Annotated in this window: 18 protein-coding genes; 13 read left to right on the forward strand and 5 right to left on the reverse strand. The window is 67.5% G+C overall.

The annotated features are described in order from the left end of the window. Positions 1 to 2 precede the first annotated feature (2 nt). The 3 genes from QE444_RS16555 to QE444_RS16565 all read left to right on the forward strand — a co-directional run bounded on the left by QE444_RS16555 (position 3) and on the right by QE444_RS16565 (position 5,479). On the forward strand, positions 3 to 1,451 hold the full coding sequence (locus QE444_RS16555) for an amidase (protein WP_309740029.1): 1,449 nt from the start codon (positions 3 to 5) through the stop codon (positions 1,449 to 1,451). Positions 1,452 to 1,669: 218 nt separating this feature from the next. After that, entirely contained in the window at positions 1,670 to 4,138 is a 2,469-nt protein-coding gene (locus QE444_RS16560; protein WP_273862209.1) for a PAS domain-containing protein, read from the forward strand. A 153-nt stretch (positions 4,139 to 4,291) separates the two neighbouring features. Beyond that, positions 4,292 to 5,479 carry an NAD(P)/FAD-dependent oxidoreductase gene (locus tag QE444_RS16565; protein WP_309740034.1) on the forward strand — a complete coding sequence of 396 codons (1,188 nt, stop codon included), beginning with the start codon at positions 4,292 to 4,294 and terminating at the stop codon, positions 5,477 to 5,479. Between the two features lie 27 nt (positions 5,480 to 5,506). On the opposite strand, the gene QE444_RS16570 is transcribed toward QE444_RS16565, so the two are convergent. Further along, positions 5,507 to 6,508: a membrane dipeptidase gene (locus QE444_RS16570; RefSeq protein WP_309740037.1), complete on the reverse strand. Its 1,002-nt coding sequence runs from the start codon at positions 6,506 to 6,508 to the stop codon at positions 5,507 to 5,509. A gap of 56 nt (positions 6,509 to 6,564) precedes the next feature. Next, positions 6,565 to 6,825 (reverse strand): hypothetical protein, encoded by a 261-nt coding sequence (locus QE444_RS16575; protein ID WP_309740040.1) that lies wholly within the window; start codon positions 6,823 to 6,825, stop codon positions 6,565 to 6,567. A 260-nt stretch (positions 6,826 to 7,085) separates the two neighbouring features. On the opposite strand from QE444_RS16575, the gene cydP reads away from it, so the two are divergent. The 7 genes from cydP (at position 7,086) to QE444_RS16610 (ending at position 15,026) form a co-directional block, all read left to right on the forward strand. Next, positions 7,086 to 7,229, forward strand: coding sequence for a cytochrome oxidase putative small subunit CydP (cydP, locus tag QE444_RS16580; protein ID WP_166655895.1), 144 nt, complete (start codon positions 7,086 to 7,088; stop codon positions 7,227 to 7,229). 33 nt (positions 7,230 to 7,262) lie between these two features. Further along, entirely contained in the window at positions 7,263 to 8,876 is a 1,614-nt protein-coding gene (locus tag QE444_RS16585) for a cytochrome ubiquinol oxidase subunit I (RefSeq protein WP_273862213.1), read from the forward strand. Between the two features lie 10 nt (positions 8,877 to 8,886). Beyond that, positions 8,887 to 10,026 (forward strand): cytochrome d ubiquinol oxidase subunit II, encoded by a 1,140-nt coding sequence (cydB, locus tag QE444_RS16590; protein ID WP_273862214.1) that lies wholly within the window; start codon positions 8,887 to 8,889, stop codon positions 10,024 to 10,026. Positions 10,027 to 10,051: 25 nt separating this feature from the next. Continuing rightward, positions 10,052 to 10,168 (forward strand): cytochrome bd-I oxidase subunit CydX, encoded by a 117-nt coding sequence (gene cydX, locus QE444_RS16595; RefSeq protein WP_007158843.1) that lies wholly within the window; start codon positions 10,052 to 10,054, stop codon positions 10,166 to 10,168. Beyond that, positions 10,155 to 10,451 (forward strand): cyd operon YbgE family protein, encoded by a 297-nt coding sequence (locus tag QE444_RS16600; RefSeq protein WP_133861251.1) that lies wholly within the window; start codon positions 10,155 to 10,157, stop codon positions 10,449 to 10,451. Before cydX ends, QE444_RS16600 begins: the two co-directional genes overlap by 14 nt. 216 nt (positions 10,452 to 10,667) lie before the next feature. Then, complete coding sequence (locus QE444_RS16605) at positions 10,668 to 12,629, forward strand: methyl-accepting chemotaxis protein (protein ID WP_280306513.1); 1,962 nt, start codon at positions 10,668 to 10,670, stop codon at positions 12,627 to 12,629. A 435-nt stretch (positions 12,630 to 13,064) separates the two neighbouring features. Continuing rightward, positions 13,065 to 15,026 (forward strand): methyl-accepting chemotaxis protein, encoded by a 1,962-nt coding sequence (locus QE444_RS16610; RefSeq protein ID WP_309740065.1) that lies wholly within the window; start codon positions 13,065 to 13,067, stop codon positions 15,024 to 15,026. Positions 15,027 to 15,098: 72 nt separating this feature from the next. Here QE444_RS16610 and QE444_RS16615 read toward each other — a convergent pair whose 3' ends face one another. Next, positions 15,099 to 17,084: a sigma-54-dependent Fis family transcriptional regulator gene (locus QE444_RS16615; RefSeq protein WP_273862217.1), complete on the reverse strand. Its 1,986-nt coding sequence runs from the start codon at positions 17,082 to 17,084 to the stop codon at positions 15,099 to 15,101. Between the two features lie 182 nt (positions 17,085 to 17,266). On the opposite strand from QE444_RS16615, the gene QE444_RS16620 reads away from it, so the two are divergent. Genes QE444_RS16620 through QE444_RS16630 form a run of 3 tightly spaced genes read left to right on the forward strand, consistent with a single transcriptional unit; the run spans position 17,267 to position 20,050 of the window. Beyond that, positions 17,267 to 18,283, forward strand: coding sequence for a Gfo/Idh/MocA family oxidoreductase (locus QE444_RS16620; protein ID WP_309740071.1), 1,017 nt, complete (start codon positions 17,267 to 17,269; stop codon positions 18,281 to 18,283). Between the two features lie 5 nt (positions 18,284 to 18,288). Continuing rightward, positions 18,289 to 19,077 (forward strand): TIM barrel protein, encoded by a 789-nt coding sequence (locus QE444_RS16625; RefSeq protein ID WP_309740074.1) that lies wholly within the window; start codon positions 18,289 to 18,291, stop codon positions 19,075 to 19,077. Between the two features lie 46 nt (positions 19,078 to 19,123). Continuing rightward, the gene (locus QE444_RS16630) at positions 19,124 to 20,050 is read left to right on the forward strand and encodes a sugar ABC transporter substrate-binding protein (protein ID WP_309740077.1); all 927 of its coding nucleotides are present in this window, start codon (positions 19,124 to 19,126) and stop codon (positions 20,048 to 20,050) included. 143 nt (positions 20,051 to 20,193) lie between these two features. On the opposite strand, the gene QE444_RS16635 is transcribed toward QE444_RS16630, so the two are convergent. Together QE444_RS16635 and fabF are read right to left on the reverse strand one after the other, a co-directional pair. Continuing rightward, complete coding sequence (locus QE444_RS16635) at positions 20,194 to 20,808, reverse strand: TetR family transcriptional regulator (protein WP_309740080.1); 615 nt, start codon at positions 20,806 to 20,808, stop codon at positions 20,194 to 20,196. Positions 20,809 to 21,146: 338 nt separating this feature from the next. Then, positions 21,147 to 22,433 carry a beta-ketoacyl-ACP synthase II gene (fabF, locus tag QE444_RS16640; RefSeq protein WP_309740083.1) on the reverse strand — a complete coding sequence of 429 codons (1,287 nt, stop codon included), beginning with the start codon at positions 22,431 to 22,433 and terminating at the stop codon, positions 21,147 to 21,149. Positions 22,434 to 22,461: the final 28 nt, after the last annotated feature.

The raw sequence follows: 22,461 nt of genomic DNA on the forward strand, positions 1-22,461 counted from the left end.
CCATGCACAGCCTGCAATCCCTGCTGGACACCCAGGACGGCCACGGCCTGGCGACGCTGCTGCGGCAGCGCGAGATCACGGCGAGCGAATTGCTCGAAGCGGTCATCGAGCGCCTGGACACCGTTGAGCCCGGTCTCAACGCCGTGAGCGAACGACTCTATGACCAGGCCCGCGCCGCGGCCCGGGCGCCGCTCGATGTCGAGGCCCCCTTCGCCGGAGTCCCGACCCTGGTCAAGGACCTCTTCACCCCCCTGGCCGGCGCCCGCATGACCAATGGCTCCCTGGCCCTGGGCGAAGCCCGCCCGGATTTCGACTGTGAATTGGTCAGCCGCCTGCGCCAAGCCGGCTGCCTATTCGTCGGCACCACCACCTCGCCGGAATTCGGTACCTCCTACAGCACCGAATCGCGGCGCTTCGGCGCCACCGCCAATCCCTGGAATCCGGCCCACAGCGCCGGTGGCTCCAGTGGCGGCGCGGCTGCCCTGGTCGCCGCGCGGGTGGTGCCCTTCGCCCATGGCAACGATGGCGGCGGCTCGCTGCGGGTGCCGGCGTCCTGCTGCGGGATCTTCGGCCTCAAGCCCAGCCGCGGGCGGATGCCTTCCGGGCCCATGGTCGGTGAAGGCTGGGCCGGCATGGGCACGCCCCACGCCATGAGCCTGTCGGTGCGCGACAGCGCCCTGCTGCTGGATGCCACCGCTGGCGCCGACCTGGGCGCGCCCTATGCGGCACCGGCCCACGACGTACCCTTCGCCAGCCTGCTGGAGCGCGATCCCCGCCCGCTGCGCATCGCCCTGGTCGAGCACCTGGCACCCTGGCCGAGCGGACCCGAGGCCCTGGCCGCGGTGCGCCACACCGCCCGACTGTGCGAAAGCCTTGGCCACCACGTCGAGCCGGCGACCCTGCCGGTGGACCTGCCCCGCTTTCTCGACCAGGTGTTCGACATCATCGGTCCCAGCACCCGTCACTACCTGCAGGTGCTCGGCAAGATGCGCGGTGCCCCGGTCAGCGACGAGGAGCTGGACGCCCGTACCCGGGTGATCCTGCGCGAACGGGGCGACATCCCCGCCCATCGCTACGCTGCCGCGGTGGAAGGCCTGCATGCCCTGGGCCGGACCCTGGCACGCTTTCTCACCGACCATGACGTCATCCTCACCCCCACCCTGACCCGCGAACCGCCGCGGCTGGGCGAGCTGGATGGCGACCACCAGGAACGCTCGCTGGCCGAGGCCATCGCCGCCTTCCACAGCTATTCGCCCTTCACCGCCCTGTTCAACGCCAGTGGCCAGCCAGCCATGTCGGTGCCGCTCTGGTGGACCGCCAATGGCCTGCCACTGGGCAGCCACTTCGCCGCGCGCTTTGGCGAGGAAGGCACCCTGCTGGCGCTGGCCGCCCAGCTGGAGCGCGCGCAACCCTGGGCGGGACGGCGGCCGCCGCTGGCGGGCAGTCGCTGAGGCCCGGGGCGCACGGCAAGGCCCGCCACGGTCTCAGGTGAGAGACGGAGATGCCCATCGCAAACTGGCGGGCATCCCGTCACCCGCTTCGCTTGGATGCTCGCTATACTGGCCGCGCACGGCCTGTGACGAATCCCTCTGGCATCCGTGCCGGAGGCTTCAGACTGTCGCTCGCCATCTTCCCCGTTGCCCGGGCAGGGCACCGTACGAGCGACCCGATGAGCATCCTCACCTCGACTCCAGTCCCCTCGTATGGCCTGACCCAGGAAATCGATCTCATCGCCGAGATCGCCGCGGTACCCAAGATCCTGGATGTCGTCTGCCGGATGACCGGCATGGGCTTCGCCGCCGTCGCCCGGGTGACCGATGATCGCTGGATCGCCTGCAGCACCCTCGACCTGATCGGCTTCGGCCTCGAGTCCGGTGGCGAGCTGGAGCTCAAGTCGACCATCTGCGAAGAGATCCGCGATCATCGCCAGCCCGTGGTGATCGACGACGTGGCGCAGGACGACTGCTATCGCGACCATCACACGCCGCTGCGCTACGGCCTGCGCAGCTATATCTCGGTCCCCATCGTGCTGGACGATGGCAGTTTCTTCGGCACCCTCTGCGCCATCGACCCCAAGCCGGCCAAACCCAGTAGCCCCGAGATCCTCTCCGCCTTCGAACTCTTCGCTGGCATGATCGCGCTGGAGATCGGCGCCCAGCGCCGCTTTGTTGCCGCCCGCAACGTCCTGCACAGCGAGGGCTTTTCCCGCAGCCTGCTCCAGGCCAGCCTGGACTGCGTCAAGGTCCTCTCCGCCGGGGGTCATATCGAATTCATGAACGCCCAGGGCCTGGAGCTCAACCAGCTGCAGTCCGTCGATCAGGTGATGGGCCGCGAGTACGCCGCGCTCTGGCCCGACTTGGAGGTCGCGAAGATCCGCCACGCCGTCGCGCGTGCCGCTACCGGCCAGACCACCCGGGTCGAAGGTTTCTGCCCCACCGCCCGCGGCGAGCCGCGCTGGTGGGAGGTCTCCTGCTCACCCTTCGTGGTGGCCGGCACCGGCGAGGTGAAGATCGTCTGCATCTCCCGCGACATCAGCAGTCGCATCCTCGCCCAGCAGGCCCAGCAGGCCCGGGCCGAAGCCATCGCGGCGCTCAACGACGAGCTGGAGCGACGCATCTCGGAGCGCACCGCCGAACGTGATCAGATCTGGAACCGCTCCACCGATCCACTGTGCGTGGCTGACCTCGAGGGCTTCTTCGTCAACCTCAACCCGGCCTGGACGGCGACCCTGGGCTGGTCGCTCGAAGCGCTCAAGGCCCGCCCCTTCCTGACCTTCGTCCACGATGACGATCTCGTCGCCACGCGCCAGGCGTTCCGGGATATCAAGCAGGGCATCGCGCTAGCCAACTTCGAAAACCGCTATCGCCACCGCGACGGGTCCTACCGCTGGTTTTCCTGGAATGCCACGCGCAATGGCGACCTCATCTACGCCACCGTGCGCGACGTGACCCAGCAACGCCAGCAGACGCTGGATCTCGCAGCCGCCGAGGATGCCCTGCGCCAGGCGCAGAAGATGGAAGCCATCGGCCAGCTCACCGGTGGCGTGGCCCATGACTTCAACAACCTGCTCACCGTCGCCCGCACCTCCTGCGACCTGCTCAAGCGCCCCAACCTCAGCGACGCCCGCCGCGAACGCTATCTGGAGGCGATCTCCACCACCGTGGATCGCGCCGCCAGATTGACCGGGCAACTCCTGGCCTTCGCCCGCCGCCAGACGCTGGCTCCCGAAGTGTTTTCCGCCCGGGACAATGTCCTGGCCATGAGCGACATGCTGGAAACCCTGCTCGGCTCGCAGGTCGGCATCGCACTCGAGGTCAGCGACGACCCCTGCCTGGTCTATGCCGACCCCAGCCAGTTCGATACCGCCCTGGTGAACATCGCGGTGAACGCCCGGGACGCCATGAGCGATGCGGGGCGCCTGACCATCAGCGTCGGCACCGTCGCCAGCATTCCGGCCACTGCCACCCAGCCGGCCCTGGCCCTCCCAGCCGTGGCCGTCGCCCTGACGGATAACGGCAGCGGCATCGTCCGGGAGCACCTGGAACAGATCTTCGAACCCTTCTTCACCACCAAGAGAGTCGGCCAGGGCACCGGTCTCGGCCTGAGTCAGGTGTTCGGCTTCATCAAGCAGTCCGGTGGCGAGGTGCGGGTCACCAGCGAGGTCGGTCGCGGCACGACCTTCCACCTCTATCTGCCGATCGCGCCGGCAACCGGACAGCCACCGCCCCTGGATGATGCCGTGGCAACCGCCGATGGCGGCGGGGTCACCGTCCTGGTGGTCGAAGACAATCTCGAGGTCGGCAGCTTCGCCGTCGACCTGCTGAGCGATCTCGGCTACCACGCAGTGCTGGCCGCCAATGCCGAGCGCGCCCTCGCCCTGCTCGCCGACCAGCCTGGCCGGTTCGATGTGGTCTTCTCGGATGTCGTCATGCCCGGCATTAGCGGGCTGGAACTGGCCATCGAGATCAGACGCCTCTATCGCAGCCTGCCGATCCTGCTGACCTCGGGCTACAGCCACGTGCTGGCGACCCATGGCGCCCAGGGCTTCGAGCTGATCCAAAAGCCCTACTCGGCGGACGCCCTGTCTCGCCGGCTGCAGGAGATCCTCGCCGAGCGCGAGACGCACCTGACCACCTAGCGCGCGGCTGGCTGACCGCTACGCCCCGGGGGGGGGGTCGGGCGCGACGGCGTACCGGAACGCGCCGACAGCGGCCCCCCACCCCGCCCTGGCGATCGGGTAACATGCGCCGCCGCGGGCCAGTGGCCCTCTTTCTATCGGTAAGGAGTCGCAGTGTTCAATACCCAGGTCATCATCATCGGTGCCGGCGCGGCCGGTTTGATGTGCGCCCTGAGCGCCGCCGCGCGCGGGCGCCGGGTCCTGGTGCTCGACCACGCCAACAAGGCCGGCAAGAAGATCCTCATGTCCGGCGGCGGCCGCTGCAACTTCACCAACCTCTATTGCGAGCCCGCCAACTTCCTCTCGCAGAACGCGCATTTCTGCAAGTCGGCCCTGGCCCGCTATACCCAGTGGGAATTCATCGCCCTGGTGGCCAAGCACGGCGTGCCCTATCACGAGAAGAAGCTCGGCCAGCTGTTCTGCGACAACAAGGCCAGCGACATCCTCGCCCTGCTGCTGGACGAATGCGAGCGCGGCGGCGTCGACATCCGCCTGGAGACCTCGGTGCAGGAGATCACCCGCATCGACCCGGGCGGCTATCAGCTGCAGACCAGCCTGGGCCCGGTGCGCAGCGAGTCCCTGGTGATCGCCACCGGTGGCCTGTCGATCCCGACCCTGGGCGCCACCGGCTTCGGTTATCAGGTCGCCCGCCAGTTCGGCCATCAGCTGCTGCCGACCCGTGCCGGCCTGGTGCCCTTCACCATCACCGATCCGCAGCTCAAGGAATTCTGCAGCGCCCTGTCCGGCACGGCGGTGGAAGATTGCCGGATCAGCTGCAACGGCCAGAGCTTCGTCGAGAATCTGCTGTTCACCCACCGCGGCCTCAGCGGTCCGGCGATCCTGCAGATCTCCTCCTACTGGCAACCCGGCGACAGCCTCAGCATCGACCTGCTGCCGCACCTCGACCTGGCCCTATGGCTCGCCGAACAGCGCCAGGCGCGCCCCAACAGCGAACTCAAGACGCTGCTCGGCGAGCTGTTCACCAAGAAGATGGCCACCCTGCTCGCCGACAGCTGGTTCCAGTCCAAGCCCCTGAAGCAGTACACCCCCGACGAACTCAAGGCCATCGCCGCACGGCTGCACGACTGGCAACTGGTCCCGGCGGGCACCGAGGGCTATCGCACCGCCGAGGTCACCCTGGGCGGCGTCGACACTCGCGAGGTCTCGTCCAAGACCCTGGAGTCGCTCAAGTCGCCCGGCCTGTACTTCATCGGCGAGGTGCTGGACGTCACCGGCCACCTGGGCGGTTTCAACTTCCAGTGGGCCTGGGCTTCGGGTTATGCGGCGGCGCAGTACGTCTAGGCCAGGGAAAGCGCCTTGCGACTGGATTCAGGTAGCCGCAGACGGCCAGGTCTGGCTCGCGATGCGCAGGAAATTCCCGCCCAGGATGGCGTCGATGTCAGCGGTGGTGTAGCCCCGCCCCGCCAGTTGGCTTACCAGTTCAGGCAGCGCCTCGGGTTGCAGCTGGGTATGACCGTGCGGCTGTCCATAGTGGCGTGCCGGCCACCAGTCTTCAGCGTCGACACCCGCGGGAAGGTCATGGTCGGCCGGGCACAGCTCGGTATCCAGTCCGATGCCGATATGCCGGGTCCCGACCCGCTCCGCCAGGTAGTCGATCTGGCGGACATAGCTGGCCACCGAGGCCGTGGGATCGCCCAGAAAGATGCCTAGCCCGGTCAGGCCGATCACCCCATCCTGGTCGGCACAGGCGCGGATCTGCCGATCACTGATCGTCCGGGGATGGTCGTGGAGCGCCTTGATGTTGGTGTGGGAAAAGACCACCGGCCGCGTCGAGACCGCCATGATCTCCAGGCTGGCGCGCTCGCTGGCGTGGGCGCAGTCGAGGGTGATGCCCGCCGCATTGCCGGCCGCCACCACCGCGCGACCCAGCGCCGTCAGACCGCCGCCTGCGCCGTGGCAACCCCCGGCGCAGGCGTTATCGCGGTTGTAGGCGAGCAGCATCTGGCGCACCCCCAGGGAGGCATAGAGCCCGACCATCGCCGGGTCGTCGAGCAGCATGGTCGAGCCTTCGAGATCGAAGGAAACCGCTAGCTTGCCTTGCTCGCGCGCACGCTGCAGGTCGGCCACCGTGCCGACGGGACAGAAGTGCGCGTCGTGCCGGGCCAGCCAGGCGCGAAAGCCGGCGAGGGTGCGCAGCACCGTCGCGAAAGGCGTCATGTCCATGCCGACGTTGAGCGACACGTGATGGAAGCCGGCCTCGTGATAGCGACTCAAGCCGGACATATCCTGCCCCGGCACCAGTGGCAGGCAGGCATGCGCCTCCCAGCGTAGCGGCTTGAGTCCCGCTTCCCCGGCTGCGACCGTCTGCATCTTCGTCCCCTCTCCACCCGTCTCGAGGGATTCAACATAGCATGCAGACTGGGCCGCTAGCCGAAGGTCACGCCCCGCAACAGCGCCGGATCGACCGCCCGCGCCTGATAGCGCACCGCGGCCTGGCCATAGGCCTGGGGATCGAGCACCTGATCCCAGCGCGCCGGTGCCTGCTGCTGAACCGCCACGACTTCGGCTTGCACCGGCTTGGGCTGCAGCGCGGCCTGGGCGCGTCTTTCGTTGATCTCGGCAGCCATGGCGGTGTAGCTGGCGGTGCTGAGCAGGGCGAGTGCGGCCATCTTGTTGAAGACGTTCATGGTGGATTCTCCTGTCTTGAACACGGGGGCTGGCGTCGCCGCGGCAGGCGGTCCGGCGTCAGTCACGGTTCCACCTTGCGCCCAGGCGTCTTAACGCTGTCTTAACCCCTCTGAACCCGACCTGAACGGCTGCGACAACCTGCCCCAGGCGCTGGCCACTGGCCAATTGATCTGGATCAGTTTTGCCCAGGGCCAGCAGGCGCATCCTGCAGGCAGTCGCCACTCCGCCCCGGAGCGGCGCCACGGCTCACGAGGTCGCCATGAACGGACGCCTGGTCAAAGAACTCTTGGTCATCCTGCTGATCAAGCTGGCGCTGCTGATGGTGATCAGGAGCCTCTGGTTCAGCGCCCCCACGGTCCCGCCCGACGCCACCCAGGCGGTCAGCGCCCACCTGCTGGACTAGCACCCCTTCCTTTAGCTTGAGGAGATTGCCGGGATGATCTCGGAATCCGTCGTGGACCTGTCACGCCTGCAATTCGGCATGACCGCGCTGTATCACTTCATCTTCGTGCCCCTGACCCTGGGGCTGGTGGTGATCCTGGGGATCATGGAGTCGGTCTATGTGATGACCGGCAGACAGGTCTACAAGGACATGACCCAGTTCTGGGGCAAGCTGTTCGGCATCAACTTCGCCCTGGGCGTCACCACCGGCCTGACCATGGAGTTCCAGTTCGGCACCAACTGGGCCTACTACTCCCACTACGTCGGCGACATCTTCGGCGCGCCCCTGGCGATCGAGGGCCTGATGGCCTTCTTTCTGGAATCCACCCTGATCGGGCTGTTCTTCTTTGGCTGGGATCGCCTGTCCAAGGGTCAGCACTTGCTGGTCACCTGGCTGGTGGCCCTGGGCTCGAATCTATCCGCCCTGTGGATCCTGGTGGCCAACGGCTGGATGCAGAATCCGGTCGGCGCCGAATTCAACTACGTGACCATGCGCATGGAGCTGGTCGACTTCGGCGCCCTGCTGCTCAACCCCGTGGCCCAGGTGAAGTTCGTCCACACCGTGGCCTCGGGCTACGTCACCGGCGCCATCTTCGTGCTGGCGATCTCCAGCTACTACCTGCTCAAGGGTCGCGACATCGGCTTTGCCCGGCGCTCCTTTGCCGTGGCCGCCGCCTTCGGTACTGCCGCGGTCATCTCGGTGATCGTGCTGGGCGACGAATCCGGCTATCGCGTGGGCGAGGTCCAGAAGGTCAAGCTGGCCGCCATCGAAGCCGAGTGGAACACCGAGGCAGCCCCGGCCTCCTTCACCCTGTTCGGCATCCCCAATCAACAGGAGATGCGCACCGACTATGCGGTGAAGATCCCCTATCTGATGGGCCTGATCGCCACCCGCTCCACCACCGAACAGGTCACCGGCATCAAGGACCTGGTCACTCAATACGAGGCCCGCGTCCGCAATGGCGCCCAGGCCTACGCCCTGCTGGAGCGACTGCGCGCCGGCGATGACTCCGCCGCCACCCGCGCCGCCTTCGACGCGCGCAGGCACGACCTGGGCTATGGCCTGCTGTTGAAGAAATACGTCAACGATCCCGTCACCGCCACCCCCGACCAGGTCCGCCAGGCCGCGCGGGACACCATTCCCGGCGTCGCCAGCCTGTTCTGGACCTTTCGCCTCATGGTCGCCAGCGGCGTGCTGATGCTGGCGCTGTTCATCTGCGCCTTCTGGGCCTCGACCCGGCGCAACGAGCTGAAGAAGCCCTGGCTGCTGAAGTGGGCCCTGTTCAGCCTGCCGCTGCCCTGGATCGCCACCCAGACCGGCTGGTGGGTCGCCGAGCATGGCCGCCAGCCCTGGACCATCAGCGAGGTGCTGCCTACCCATCTGTCGGCCTCGACCCTGGCCGCGGGCGATCTGCTCGGTTCCATCGGCGCCCTGGTGATCTTCTACACCCTGCTGCTGATCGTGGAGATGTACCTGATGATCCGCTTCGCCCGCCTCGGCCCGAGCAGCCTGCACAGTGGTCGCTACTACCACGAACGCGCTGCCCAGGTCGGCGACGCCCTGCGCCAGGCCGCCGTGGCCAGGCCCGCCGCTCCGGCCAACGTCTGAGGAGACCGCCATGTTCGACTATGAAGTGCTCAAGCTCACCTGGTGGGTGCTGATCGGCGTGCTGCTGATCGGCTTCGCCCTCACCGACGGTTTCGACATGGGTGCCATGATCCTGATGCCCCTGATCGGCAAGACCGACAAGGAGCGCCGCGCCGCCATCAACAGCATCGCGCCGCACTGGGACGGCAACCAGGTCTGGTTCATCACCGCCGGTGGCGCCCTCTTCGCCGCCTGGCCGCTGGTCTATGCCACGGCCTTCTCCGGCCTCTACTGGGCGCTGCTGCTGGTGCTCTTCGCGCTGTTCCTGCGCCCGGTGGGCTTCGACTACCGCAGCAAGCTGGACAACACCCGCTGGCGCAGCGCCTGGGACTGGGGCCTGTTCACCGGCAGCCTGGTCCCGGCACTGGTGTTCGGCGTGGCCTTCGGCAACCTCTTCCAGGGTGTACCCTTCCAGCTCGACGACACCCTGAGATCCACCTACAGCGGCAGCTTCTTCGCCCTGCTCAACCCCTTCGCCCTGCTCAGCGGCCTGGTCAGCCTGGCCATGCTCTGCGCCCATGGCGGCAGTTGGCTGATGCTGCGCACCCACCAGGCGCTGGGCGAGCGCGCCCGTCGCGCCACCGGCCTGAGCGCCCTGCTCCACCTCGTCACCTTCGGTCTGGCCGGTGTCTGGCTGGCCTATGGCTTCGACGGCTACGTGCTGGTCAGCCAGGGTGATCCGGGCAGCGCCCTGAATCCCCTGCACAAGGTGGTGACCGCCGGCAATCCGGGCTGGCTGGCCAACTACCATACCCAGCCGCTGACCCTGCTCGCCCCGGTGCTGGCGGCGCTCGGCAGCGTCCTGGCCCTGCTCGGCAGCAGCTGGCGCCAGGCCGGCCTGGCCTTCACCGGCACGTCCCTGGCCATCGTCGGTACCCTCGCCACCGCCGGCTGCGCGCTGTTTCCCTTCGTGCTGCCGTCGAGCCTGCACCCGGCCTCCAGCCTGACGGTCTGGGACGCCGTCTCCAGCCACAAGACCCTGGGCATCATGTTCGTCGCCGCGGCCATTTTCGTGCCGCTCATCCTGGCCTACACCCTGTGGAGCTACGTGCGCATGTGGGGCAAGGTCGATGACCGCTTCATCGACGCCAACCCCCACGGCCTCTACTGATCACCGATCTCAAGGAGACTCCTTCATGTGGTACTTCACCTGGATCCTCGGTGTCCTGCTCGCCGCGAGCTTCGGCATCATCAACGCCCTCTGGCTGGAAAGCACCCGGGAGCTCGATGTCCATGACGATGCCGAGTGCTGAGGCCCTGCCCCGCGTCCACCCACTAGGACGGACGCTGTCCCTGCTGCTGGCGGCGCCCCTGGCGCTGCTGCTGATGATTCACCCGGGCTTGATGCTCGACGCCAGCGGCCACTACAGCCATCCACTGCTGATGGGGGTCATGCTGGGTGTCTCCGCCGGCCTGGTCCATGGCGTCGGTTTCGTGCCGCGGCTCTGGCTGTGGCGCCTGGTGTTCGGGCCGGTGCTGGGCTGGCCGCTGCTGATGCTCGGCTACGTTCTGCTCTTCCAGGCGCAACTGGGCTGATTGACGTCTGACGATAGCGCCCGGCCTTCCCGGGCGCCTTCTTCATCAGCCGCCGTACCGCCTGGCCGCGCTACTCGCGCCGCCTCACTCCCGTGGATGAATAATCTGACTATCAAGGTTCGTCTGCGGGTGCCGACATAACCGGAATCGATCTTGCCCGTGCCGGCTCCTCGCTTGCCGCCGGCGTACCCGCTGAACGCCTCAGAGAATGCCACGATGCTCAGGAATGCCCCCTTAAGTACCAAGCTGCTGCTGATCCTGCTCCTGCCGCTGGCTGGATTCCTGGTGATCTCCGGACTCTACACCGCCGACCGCTACGAAACCTTCAAGGATATGGAGCACACCGTTACCGCCAGCGCCACGGCGCAGCGCATCAGCGCCGTGGTCACCAGCCTGCAGCGTGAGCGGGGCGCCAGCGGCGTCTTCCTGGGCAGCGGCGGCAAGTCGATGCAGGACAAGCTCAAGGCCTTCCGCCAGGACAGCGACCAGGCCCATGGCGCGCTCAAGGCGGTGGCCAGCGGTAGCGATGCCGCTATCCAGAGCCTGCTGCGCGCCCTGGATGGTCTGGCCGATCTGCGCACCAGGGTCGACGCCCTGGCGCTCAACAGCACCCAGTCCGGTGCGGCCTATACCGATCTGATCAAGACACTGATCGGCTACACCCATTCGCTGGAAGCCGGTGTCGACGATCCGGCCATCCTGCGCGCCCTGGGCGCCCTCAACCTGTTCGTCGAGATGAAGGAACGCGCCGGCCGCGAGCGCGTGCTGCTGGGCCTGGCCTTCAACCAGAATCGCTTCGACGCCGGTCTGCTGTCGCGCTTCGCCCGCAACCTGGGCGAATTCTCCGCCTATGCCGACGCCTTCGAGCGCAAGGCCACGCCCGATTTCATCCGCCAGCTCGACGACACCTTCAAGCAACCCAGCGCCCAGGAAGTCAGCCGCCTCCAGCAACTGGCCTTCACCGTCCCCCTGGGCGACGCCCTGGGCGTCAAGCCGGAAGACTGGTTCAACCTGGCCACCCAGCGCATCGATCTGATGGGCAAGGTCGAGGCGGACCTCGGCGCCAGCGTCGGCGCCCAGGCCGAGCAGGCCCGCGCCAAGGCCAGTCGCGACCTCTGGATCACCCTCGGCCTGGTGCTGCTGGTGCTGGTGGCCGTCTCGGCCCTGGCCTGGGTGATCATCCGCAACATCAAGCAGGCGGTCGAGCAGGTCAACGCGACCCTCACCCGCCTCGCCACCCGCGACCTCACCGCCCGCTGCGCCTATCAGGGCCGGGACGAGTTCGGCACCATCACTGGCAACCTCAACCTGATGAGCCAGGAGCTGGGCCAGGTGATCCAGGAGATCGGCGCGGCTACCGTGCAGATCGCCACCGCCGCGGAAGAGGCCTCGGCGGTCGCCCTCCAGACCAGCCAGAACGTCGCCCAGCAGCGTCTGGGCACCGACCAGGTGGCCACTGCCATCGCCGAGATGAGCGCAACGGTCAAGGACGTCGCCCGCAGCACCACCGAAGCCGCCGAAGGCTCGCGCCAGGTAGAGGGCAACACCAGCCAGGGTCGCCGCGAATTGCAGGCCACCATCGGCCTGGTGCAGGGGCTGTCGGTGCAGGCCGAGCGGACCTCGGAGATCATCGGCGAACTCAAGCACGAGAGCGACGCCATCTCCTCGGTGCTGGACGTGATCCGCGGCATTGCCGAGCAGACCAACCTGCTGGCCCTCAACGCCGCCATCGAAGCCGCCCGCGCCGGTGAAGCCGGTCGAGGCTTCGCCGTGGTGGCCGACGAGGTGCGCTCCCTGGCGCAGAAGACCCAGCAATCCACCGGCAGCATCCAGCAGATGATCAGCAATCTGCAGAGCGGCTCCGACCGCGCCACCCAGGCCATGCAGGAGACCCTCGGCCAGGTACAGACCGGTGCCAGCAACGTGGTCCGCGCCGGCGAGCTGCTGGGTGAGATCGCCGAGGGCGTGACCCTGATCAACGACCGCAACATCCAGGTCGCCTCGGCCGCCGAGCAGCAGAGCCAGGTCGCCGAAGAGATCAGCCGCAACGTCAACGACATCAATGACCTGGTGATCCAGGTCAGCGCCGGTGCCGAGCAGACCGCCGTCACCAGTCGCGAACTGGCGCGTCTCGCCGAACAGCAGCAGGCGCTGGTCGGCCGCTTCCGGGTGGCCTGAACCCCCTCCCGGCGCTCGACCGCCAGAGCGGAGGACCGATCCAGGTCCTCCCCGCCATCCCTGCGCTGCAGCCGGCCGTTCCCGTTCTGCGACATCCTCTCCGCGCAGCCCAGTCGCCTGCCGCTGGGCGTCCGCTGCCTTCCTGCCCGTCACTGCCCCGGCCTCGCTCACCGCGACCCATCCGGACGTCAGTCGTCTGCGGCGGCCCAGCAGCCGTTCGCGCCGGCACCCGAAGCCTTCTACCGCTCTAGCACGCTACTTGCAGGCGTTTTGAGTGGACCTCCGCAGGCCGCTGCGACCCGGGTATTTCTGCCGTCGATAGCCCACCTTGATCACCTGATCCTTTCGGCCGGCGATGCCTGCGTGGTGACCGCTTCTGGAACTGAACCGTCGCGTCCCAGCAGGCGCGATGGTCCTCTCTCAAAGGACTGACCGATGCTGAAGAACGCCGCCCTGAGTACCAAGCTGCTGCTGATCCTGCTCCTGCCCCTGACGGGTTTTCTGCTGATCTGCGGTCTCTTCCTAACGGAGCGCTACCAGATACTGGAGAACCTGGATCACACCGTGACCGCCAGCGCCACGGCGCAAGGCGTCAGCGCCCTGATCACCCGCCTGCAGCGTGAACGGGGCGCCAGCGGCATCTTTCTCAGCAGTGGCGGCACGGCCCTGCGCGACGACCTGCGGACCTATCGCCAGGACAGCGACCAGGCCCAAGGCGCCTTGCGCGCACTCGCGGCCGGCGACGATGCCGCCCTGCAACCCGTGCTGAAGCTCCTCGACGGCCTGCCCGGTGTGCGCACCACCGTGGACGGCCTGACGATCAGCGGGACCCAGTCCAGTGCCGCCTATACCGAGATGATCCAGGCATTGATCGGCTACAACAGCAAGCTCGAAGCCGAGGTGGCGGATCCGGCGATCAAGCGCGCCCTGAATGCCCTGAATCTGTTCGTCGAGATGAAGGAACGGGCTGGCCGCGAGCGCGCGCTGCTGGGCATAGCCTTCAGCAGGAATCGGCTGGATTTGCCGATACTGGTGCAGATCGCGCGCACGCTCGGCGAATTCACCGCCTATGCCGACGCCTTCAGGCAGAGGTCCGCACCCGAGGTCGTCCAGCGGTTCGACAACATCCTCCAGCAGCCCGCTGCCCTGGAGCTGGCGCAATTGCAGCGGCGTGCGCTCTACACGACGCCGGGCAGACCGCTGAATGTGCAGCCGGACAGCTGGTTCGACCTGGCCACCCGGCGCATCGATCAGTTGGGCACGCTGGAAACGCAACTGGGCGCAGACATCATCGCCACCACCGAGCTGACACGCGCCGGCGCCAGCCGCGATCTCCGCACCACCCTCGGCCTGATGCTGGTATTGCTGCTGGCCGTCTCGGTGCTGGCGTGGTTGGTCATCCGCACCATCAGGCAGGCGGTCGAACAGGTCAACGGCACCCTCACCCGCCTGGCAACCCGCGACCTCGGCGCCCGTTGCGGCTACCAGGGCCGGGACGAATTCGGCACCATCACCGGCAACCTCAATCTGATGAGCCAGGAACTCGGCCAGCTCATCCAGGAGATCGGGGCGGCAACCCTGCAGGTTGCCACCGCCGCCGAAGAGGCCTCGACCGTGGCCATCCAGACCAGCCAGAACGTCGCCCAGCAGCGCCTGGGCACCGATCAGGTGGTCACCGCCATCGCCGAGATGAGCGCCACGGTCAAGGACGTCGCCCGCAGTACCAGCGAAGCCGCCGAGGGCTCGCGCCAGGTCGAGGCCAACGCCCGTCAGGGTCGCCGCGAATTGCAGGCCACCATCGGCCTGGTGCAGGGACTGTCGAGCCAGGCCGAGCGCACCGCGCAGATCATCGTCCAACTCAAGCAGGAGAGCGACGCCATTTCCCTGGTGCTGGACGTGATCAATGGCATCGCCGGGCAGACCAATCTGCTCGCTTTGAACGCGGCCATCGAGGCGGCGCGCGCCGGTGAGACCGGTCGCGGCTTTGCCGTGGTGGCCGACGAGGTGCGCTCCCTGGCGCAAAAGACCCAGCAATCCACCGGCAGCATCCAGCAGATGATCAGCCACCTGCAGAGCGGCGCCGACCGCGCCGCCGAGGCCATGCAGGAGACCCTGGGCCTGGTGCAGACCGGCGCCGGCAACATGCTCCGCGCCGGTGAGTTGCTGAGCGAGATCGCCGAGGGCGTGACCCTGATCAACGACCGCACCATCCAGGTCGCCTCGGCCACCGAGCAGCAGAGCCAGGTCGCCGAAGACATCAGCCGCAACGTCAGCGACATCCATGAACGGGTCATCCAGGTCAGCGCCGGCGCCGAGCAGACCGCCGTCACCAGCCGCGAACTGGCCCGCCTGGCCGAACAGCAGCAAGCACTGGTGGGTCGCTTTCACGTGACCTGATGCAGCCAGCGAGCGGCAGGCCGGGACGCGCTCGCCAGAACCTGGCTCGCTGCGGTCGGCCGCTGCCGGACTTCAGCGTCCTGGCCGGAAATCCGCCGGATTCAAGGCGTAGCGGCGCAGCTTCACATAAAGCCCGGCGCGCGAGATCCCGAGCCGGGTCGCGGTTTGACGAAGGTTGCCGCGGGTCTGCTGCAAGGTGGCACGGATCAGGTCCCGCTGCCCCGTTTCAAGGGGGGTGAGGCGCTCGCCCTCGGTATCCGTGGACAGCGTGTTGGCGACCAACGAAGGAGGCAGGTCTCCCGGCTGTATGAGCGGCCCCTGGGCCAGATTGACCGCCCGCTCGATGACGTTCTCCAGCTCCCGCACGTTGCCGGGCCAGCTATGGGCCAGCAGCAACGTCAGCGCTTCGTCTGCGATGGCCGGCGGCGGCCGTTCCAGATGACGGCTCAGCGCCTTGAGCAGAGTAGCCACCAGCAGCGGAATGTCTTCGCGGCGCTCCCGCAATGGCGGTACCTGCAAGGGAAGCACATTGAGGCGGTAGAAGACATCCCCACGGAAGCTCCCGCCGGTCACGGCCTGGGCCAGGTCGCGATGGGTCGCGGCGATGACGCGGACGTCCACCGCCTGGGCCTTCTTGGCACCGATCCGGGTCACCTCGCCCTCCTGCAGCACCCGGAGCAGGCTCGCCTGGGCCTCAAGGGGCATATCGCCGATCTCGTCGAGAAACAGCGTGCCGCCATCGGCCAGCTCGAACTTTCCCGCCGCACCGCCACGAGCAGCCCCGGTGAAGGCCCCCTCGACATGGCCGAACAGCTCGCTCTGCACCAGGTCGCGTGGAATGGCGCCACAGTTCACCGCAACGAAGGGGCCATGGCGACGGACACTGGCGTTGTGGATCGCCTGGGCGAATAGCTCCTTGCCTACCCCGCTTTCTCCCAGTACCAGCACCGTGGCTTCGCTGTGGCTGGCTGCCTGAGCCACGCGCAAGGCGTTCTGCAAGGCTGGCGAGCGACCCTGGATATCGTTGAAGCTGTAACGCGCCCGGGTGCCCAGCAGTTGGCGGGTGATCTCGCGGATGCGGCGGTTCTCTCGCAGCGACAGCACCCAGCCGCCCTGGGCGATGGGCGCGGCGGAGGCCAGGCACGGCAAACCGCTGCCGTCTGGTAGCAACAGGGTGAGGTCGCGGTCCTGGCGTTCCCAGCGACGATCCAGCCAGAGGTCGAGGTCAGTGTCCTGGGTGATGAGGCTGGCGAAGGGGCGCCCCCGCTGTGGATCGTCGAGCTGCAGCAGGCGCCGCGCATAGCCGTTCAGGCTACGGATGCAGCGGTCGTCGTCGAGCAGGATGACGCCTTCGTTGAGGACCTCCAGCACCCGCTGCTGCTCGTCCAGCAGCGCGGTGAGCGCCAGCTGGCGGGAGATCGCATCGGCCGCGGCCTGGACCGTGCCCAGGGTATGACAGTGGAAGTTGCCCACCGCCGCGGTGAGGGTCAGGGCGCCGAGCAGCCGTCCCTGGGTGTCGCGGACCGGTGCCGAGGCGCAGTGCATCCGCCGTTCGCGCAGCCCGCGCTTGAAATTCTCGCCCGCCAGGACGAACACCAGCCGCTGCTCGCGCAGGGCCAGGCCGGTGCAGTTGGTGCCCTGCACCGACTCCAGCAGACGACTGCCCAGCGGGGTGAGATCCAGCCCGCAGGCGGCCAGGGTCACGCCCTCGGCATCTGCCAGGTTGAGGTGCCCGTCCGGGTTGTAGCGCAACAGCTCGGCCATTACCGGCGCGGCGATGTCCAGCAGCTCGCGCTGCCGCTGCAGCCGGCGGGCCAGTTCCTGCGACTCGACGAATTCGTAGTGGAATTCCTCCGCGACGATGCCCGCCGCGCGGCTGCGCAGCCAGGACGCCCGGATCACCGGCCGCACCGGGACCAGTTCCGTGGCCCCCGCCAGGCAGTCGGTCCAGGCGGCATCCAGCTCGCGCTGGACACCTTCGGCGACCGACGACCGCTGCAGCTCGCTGACGAACTGCAATTCCCGCGTCAGCTCGCTCGGGGCGACCTTCTCCTGCATCTTCGGCTCCTCGTCCAATCTTTGGACATGTCCAGCTGGACATGTCTTTTTTATAGACATAAAGGCGGACTGGCAAGTCCCGTAGGCCGCGACCTGGCTGCCTTTCCTGCCCTGGCATGGCGGTTGCTCCCTCCCTGTAGGGCGCATCGCCCACGCCTATAACAACCACAAGAGAACGCCTCATGCCCCAGACGAACCCCTCCCTCGCCCTCGGCCTCATCGGTACCGGTCGCATGGGTACCTTCCATGCCACCGCCCTCGCTCGGCACCTGCATGGCGCGCGGCTGGTCGCCCTGGCCGATCCGGCGCCCGGCGCCGCTGCCCGGCTTGGCGAGACCCTGGACGTCGCCCATATCCACACCGACCCCCAGGCGTTGATCGAAGACCCCGCCGTCGAGGCCGTGGTCATCGTCGCCCCGGCCCGCAGCCATGCCGAGCTGGTGGTGGCCGCCGCCCGCGCCGGCAAGCCGGTGTTCTGCGAAAAACCCATGGCCGTGACCCTGGAAGAGGCCGACCGGGCCATCGCCGCCTGCGCGGAGGCCGGCGTGGCCCTGCAGGTAGGCTTCAACCGGCGTTTCGCCACCAGCTTCCGCAGCGCTCGGGAGCTGATCGTCCAGGGGCGGATCGGCACACCGCAACTGCTGCGCTCCCTCACCCGCGATCCGGCGCTGCACGATCCGGCGGCGGTGAAACCCTGGACCATCTTCCTCGAGACCCTGATCCACGACTTCGACACCCTCAACTTCTTCAATCCGGGTGCCCGCGCCGTGCAGGTCTACGCGGTGGCCGACGCCCTGGTGCGCCCCGATTTCCGTGACCGCGGTCTACTGGACACCGCCGTGGTGACCATTCGCTACGACAACGGCGCCATCGCCACCGCCGAGGCCAACTTCCAGGCGGTGTACGGCTACGACGTGCGCGGCGAGGTGTTCGGCAGCGCGGGGATGCTGACCGCCGGGGACGCCCGGACCAGCGAGCTGGTCTGCTACGGCGCCGAAGGCATCAGCCAGACCACCCAGCGCTCCGACGCCGAATTGCTGCGCGACGCCTACCTGGCCGAGCTGCGCGCCTTCGTCGATGCCGTGCGCGAGGGCACCCCGGTGCCGGTGGGCGGCCACGATGCCCGGGCGGCGCTGGCCATCGCCCTGGCCGCCATCGAATCGGTGCAGACCGGCCAGCCGGTCGCCGTCGCGGAGTGAAGCCCATGACCTCATCGCCCTTCATCCTGGCTGTCAGCGCCGAAATGGTCTTTCTCGACCTGCCCTTCGTCGAGCGGGTCCGCCGCCTGCACGCCCTGGGCTTCGCCGTGGAGATCTGGGACTGGACGCGCCACGACATCGACGCCCTGGCGGCCACCGGCGCGCGCTTCACCTCCATGACCGGCTATGTCGCAGGCGACCTGGTGAGCGCCGAAGGCCGTGCCGCCCTGCTGGCCAGTGCCCGGGAATCCCTGGCCGTGGCCGAGCGCCTGGCCTGCCCTTCGCTCAATCTGCATGGCACCGGCCTGGACCCACGCGGCCTGCCGGTCAAGCCGCTGGCCGAGGTGAGCGGCCATCACTGGCTGGCGGCGCGTGACACCCTCGCCGAGATCGCCCTCCTGGGCGAGTCCGCCGGCCGGGTCTTCCTGCTGGAGAACCTCAATACCGCGGTGGACCATCCCGGCGTGCCCTTCGCCCGCGCCGAAGACACCCTGGCCCTGATCGAGGCGGTCGCCAGTCCCTACCTGCGGCTCAACCTGGACCTCTACCATGCCCAGATCGGCGAAGGGAATTTGATCGAGCTGATCCGTCGGGCCGGGTCGGCGATCGGAGAAATCCAGGTAGCCGATGTCCCTGGACGCTGTGAGCCGGGGACCGGCGAGATTCACTACCCGGCCATTGCCCGGGCCCTCGCCAGGCTCGGCTATCGTGGTGTGGTCGGCCTCGAAGGCTGGGCTGCCGAAGGTGATACCGAGCGTGCGCTGGAGCGCTTCAGAATGGCCTTCACCCTGTAGTCCCCGCTAGATGTTTCCGCTCGCATAACAACAAGAGGAACTGAACATGCTGCTTCGCAACCTGCTGTGCGCCGCCTTCGCCTTCGCCCTGACGCCCCTGGCCCTCGCCGACTACCGTATCGGGGTCAGCATCGCCAAGGTCGACGACAACTTCATGACCTATGTCCGCCGCAATCTGGAAGAGGCGGGCAAGGCGGAAAAGATCAGCCTGCAATTCGAGGATGCCCAGGGCGACGTCGTTCGCCAGCTGAACCAGGTGCAGAGCTTCCTGGCGCAGAACGTGGACGCCGTGATCGTACTGCCGGTGGACACCGCCGCCACCGTCAACATTACCCGCGCCGCCACCTCGGCCAAGGTTCCGCTGGTGTACGTCAATCGGCGCCCGGACGATCCCAAGCTCCCCGCCGGGGTGGTCGCCGTGGCCTCGGACGACTTGCAGGCCGGGCAGTTGCAGGGGCAGTTCATCGCCAAGCAGCTGAACGGCAAGGGCAACATCGCCCTGATCATGGGCGAGCTGACCCAGAACGCCACCCGCGGCCGTTCCGAAGGCCTCAAGGAAGCGCTCAAGGCCTATCCCGACATCAAGGTGATCGCCCAGCAGAACGCGGACTGGGACCGCAGCAAGGGCATGGACCTGACCAGCAACTGGCTGACCGCCGGGACCCATTTCGACGCCATTGTCGCCAACAACGACGAGATGGCCATCGGCGCCGCCATGGCGCTGCAACAGGCCGGAATGGGCAAGGGTCAGGTTCCGGTGGTGGGGGTGGATGGTCTACCCGATGGGCAGGCGGCCATCAAGCGCGGACTGCTGGCCGCCTCGGTGTTCCAGGACCCACGAGGCCAGGCCGTGCAGGCGGTGCAATCCGCGCTCAAGATGATCCGCAAGGAACCGGTCCAGGCGGATGTCTGGGTGCCGTACGAGCTGATCACGCCCGGTAACCTGGCGGATTACACCGCTCGTTTCAAGTAGCGACCGGGAGCGCACCGGCCTGAACGGGGAAGCGTCCCCTCGAAGGCTGAAAACCAACGCCCGGGACAGCTCAGTACCGCGTCCAGTGGGAGCAAGGCGTCAGTGCCGGTCCCTTGCTCCGCTGGCGCGCCGCTCGTCCACCGTCAGGGCCAGTCCTTCACCAGCGACCTGAAGTAGAGGGTGAAGATCAGCCGTACATCCATGAGCGGCGCGAAGATGTCCTGGTCACGAAGGATGCCAGCCAGCGTGCCGCAAAACAGGCTATGCAGCTGTAGGCTGGCACTTCTCGGCGTCACCGCGGCCTCCAGGCGCTGCCGTTGGCCATCGAAGAGGCGCTCGACGAGCGCCACGAATTCGCGGGTCAGGGCATTTTCCCGCTGTTCGACTTCCTGCAGTTCCTGAGTGAATTCGCAACGGTGCATCAGGATGGTCATGACACGACGCTCCCGTCCCGGCTGAACGAATTTCTCCATGCACTCGACGCACAGTTCGTACAGCCTCATCAGGCAATCGCCCTCCCCGTCCGCGCTCAACTGCTGAGTGACTTCGTCAAGCGGAATGCGGATGCGATTGAGCATCTCGTGGACCAGCTGCGCCTTGTCCCTGAAGTGCCAATACACCGCTCCTCGAGTCAACCCGCACTCTCTGGCGATCATTTCGAGGCTGGTGCGTGAAACACCATTGGTAAGAAACAGCGCCTCGGCGGCATCCAGAATGGTCTGGCGTGTCTGCTCAGCGTCTTCTTTAGTACGGCGCATGGCTATCTCGTTTCAAAGGCGTCTGTTTTGACAGTCTAACGTTTAGCCTGTCTTTTACAAACATTCTTGCATGTATGCTTACATAGCGCATCTCTTCGGCACTTACACCGATGCGCACTCGTCTTTCCTGGGAGCTACGTGGGTGCCGGCTGCCCAGTCAGGTTTTGGACAGCGGCTGGAGAAAAACAGGAAGAGAGCCTTCTCTTCCTGGTGGACTCATTTCTTATCTGAAACGACGCAGGGAAACGCCCTTCCTACCGCTACGCGAGTCCAGAAATCATGTGCACCGCCGCGCGCGTGGCCGGCCGGGCTCCCCGTGCAAGCGCGTTCAGCAACTATCAGCTCCCCGTCCAACGCCTGAACAGCACGCTGGCATTCACCCCACCGAAACCGAAGCCGTTGGACAGGGCATATTCGATCGGTAGCTGCCGTGCCTGCAGGGCGACAAGGTTTAGGCCTTCCGCGGCGGGATCGGGGTGGTGCAGGTTCAAGGTCGGCGGCACGATCTGGTCGCGCAGGGCGAGCACGGTGAAGATGGCTTCCACGCCCCCCGCGGCGCCCAGCAGGTGTCCGGTGCTCGACTTGGTCGAGGTGATGGCCACCGGGGACGCATCGCCAAATACCGCGCGGATGGCCGCCAGCTCGCCCTTGTCGCCCACCTGGGTGGAGGTGGCGTGGGCATTGATGTGCTGAACCTGGGCAGCATCGATGCCGGCCTGGCGCAGGGCCTGCGCCATGGCGCGACGGGCACCGCTGCCGTCCTCCGGGCCGGCGGTGAGGTGATAGGCATCGGCGCTGGTACCGTAGCCCACCAGCTCGGCCAGGGGTGTGGCGCCCCGTGCCAGTGCATGCTCCAGGGTCTCGATCACCAGCAGCCCGGCGCCTTCGGCCATGACGAAGCCGTCACGCTCCCGGTCGAAGGGGCGCGAGGCCTCCTGCGGACGCTCGTTGGATCCCGTGGACAGCGCCCGGGCGACGGCGAAGCTGCCCAGGCTCACACGATTGATCGCCGCCTCCGCCCCGCCGCAGAGGGCGATGTCGGCCTCGCCGCTACGGATCAGCCGGGCGGCGTCGCCGATGGCCTGGACACCGGCGGCGCAGGCGGTGATGGGCGCACCCAGCGGACCGCGGAAGCCGTATTGGATGGAGACGTTGCCCGCCGCCATGTTGGCCAGGAACGACGGTGCGGTAAAGGGCGAGAGCCGCCGCGGGCCGCGGGCGTCGGTGGTCCGCACCGCCTCGGCGATGGCGCCGAAGCCGCCCACCCCGGAGGCGATGATGGTCGCCGTACGCTCGCGCTGCGCCTCGCTGGTCGGCTGCCAGTCGGCCTGGCCGAGGGCTTCCTGGGCCGCCACCAGAGCGAACTCGATAAAGCGATCCATCTTCTTCAGATCCTTGGCGGCGATGGCCACCAGGGGGTCGTAGCCCGCCTCCGGATCGTCGGCGCGGCTCGGCACCTGACCGGCGATGAGACTGCCCACCCCGTCGCTGACCGCGGGCGGCAGCGGACTTATGCCCGAGCGCCCCGCCAGCAGCCGAGACCAGACCCGGTCGGTGCCACAGCCCAGCGGACTGACCGTGCCCAGGCCGGTCACCACGATGCGTGTTCTGTCGTTGCCTTGCATTGCCTTACCTCTTCTCTCGATGGACGAG

It is taken from the genome of Pseudomonas sp. SORGH_AS_0199 (genome assembly GCF_031453735.1).
GTDB classification, from domain to species: domain Bacteria; phylum Pseudomonadota; class Gammaproteobacteria; order Pseudomonadales; family Pseudomonadaceae; genus Chryseomonas; species Chryseomonas aestiva.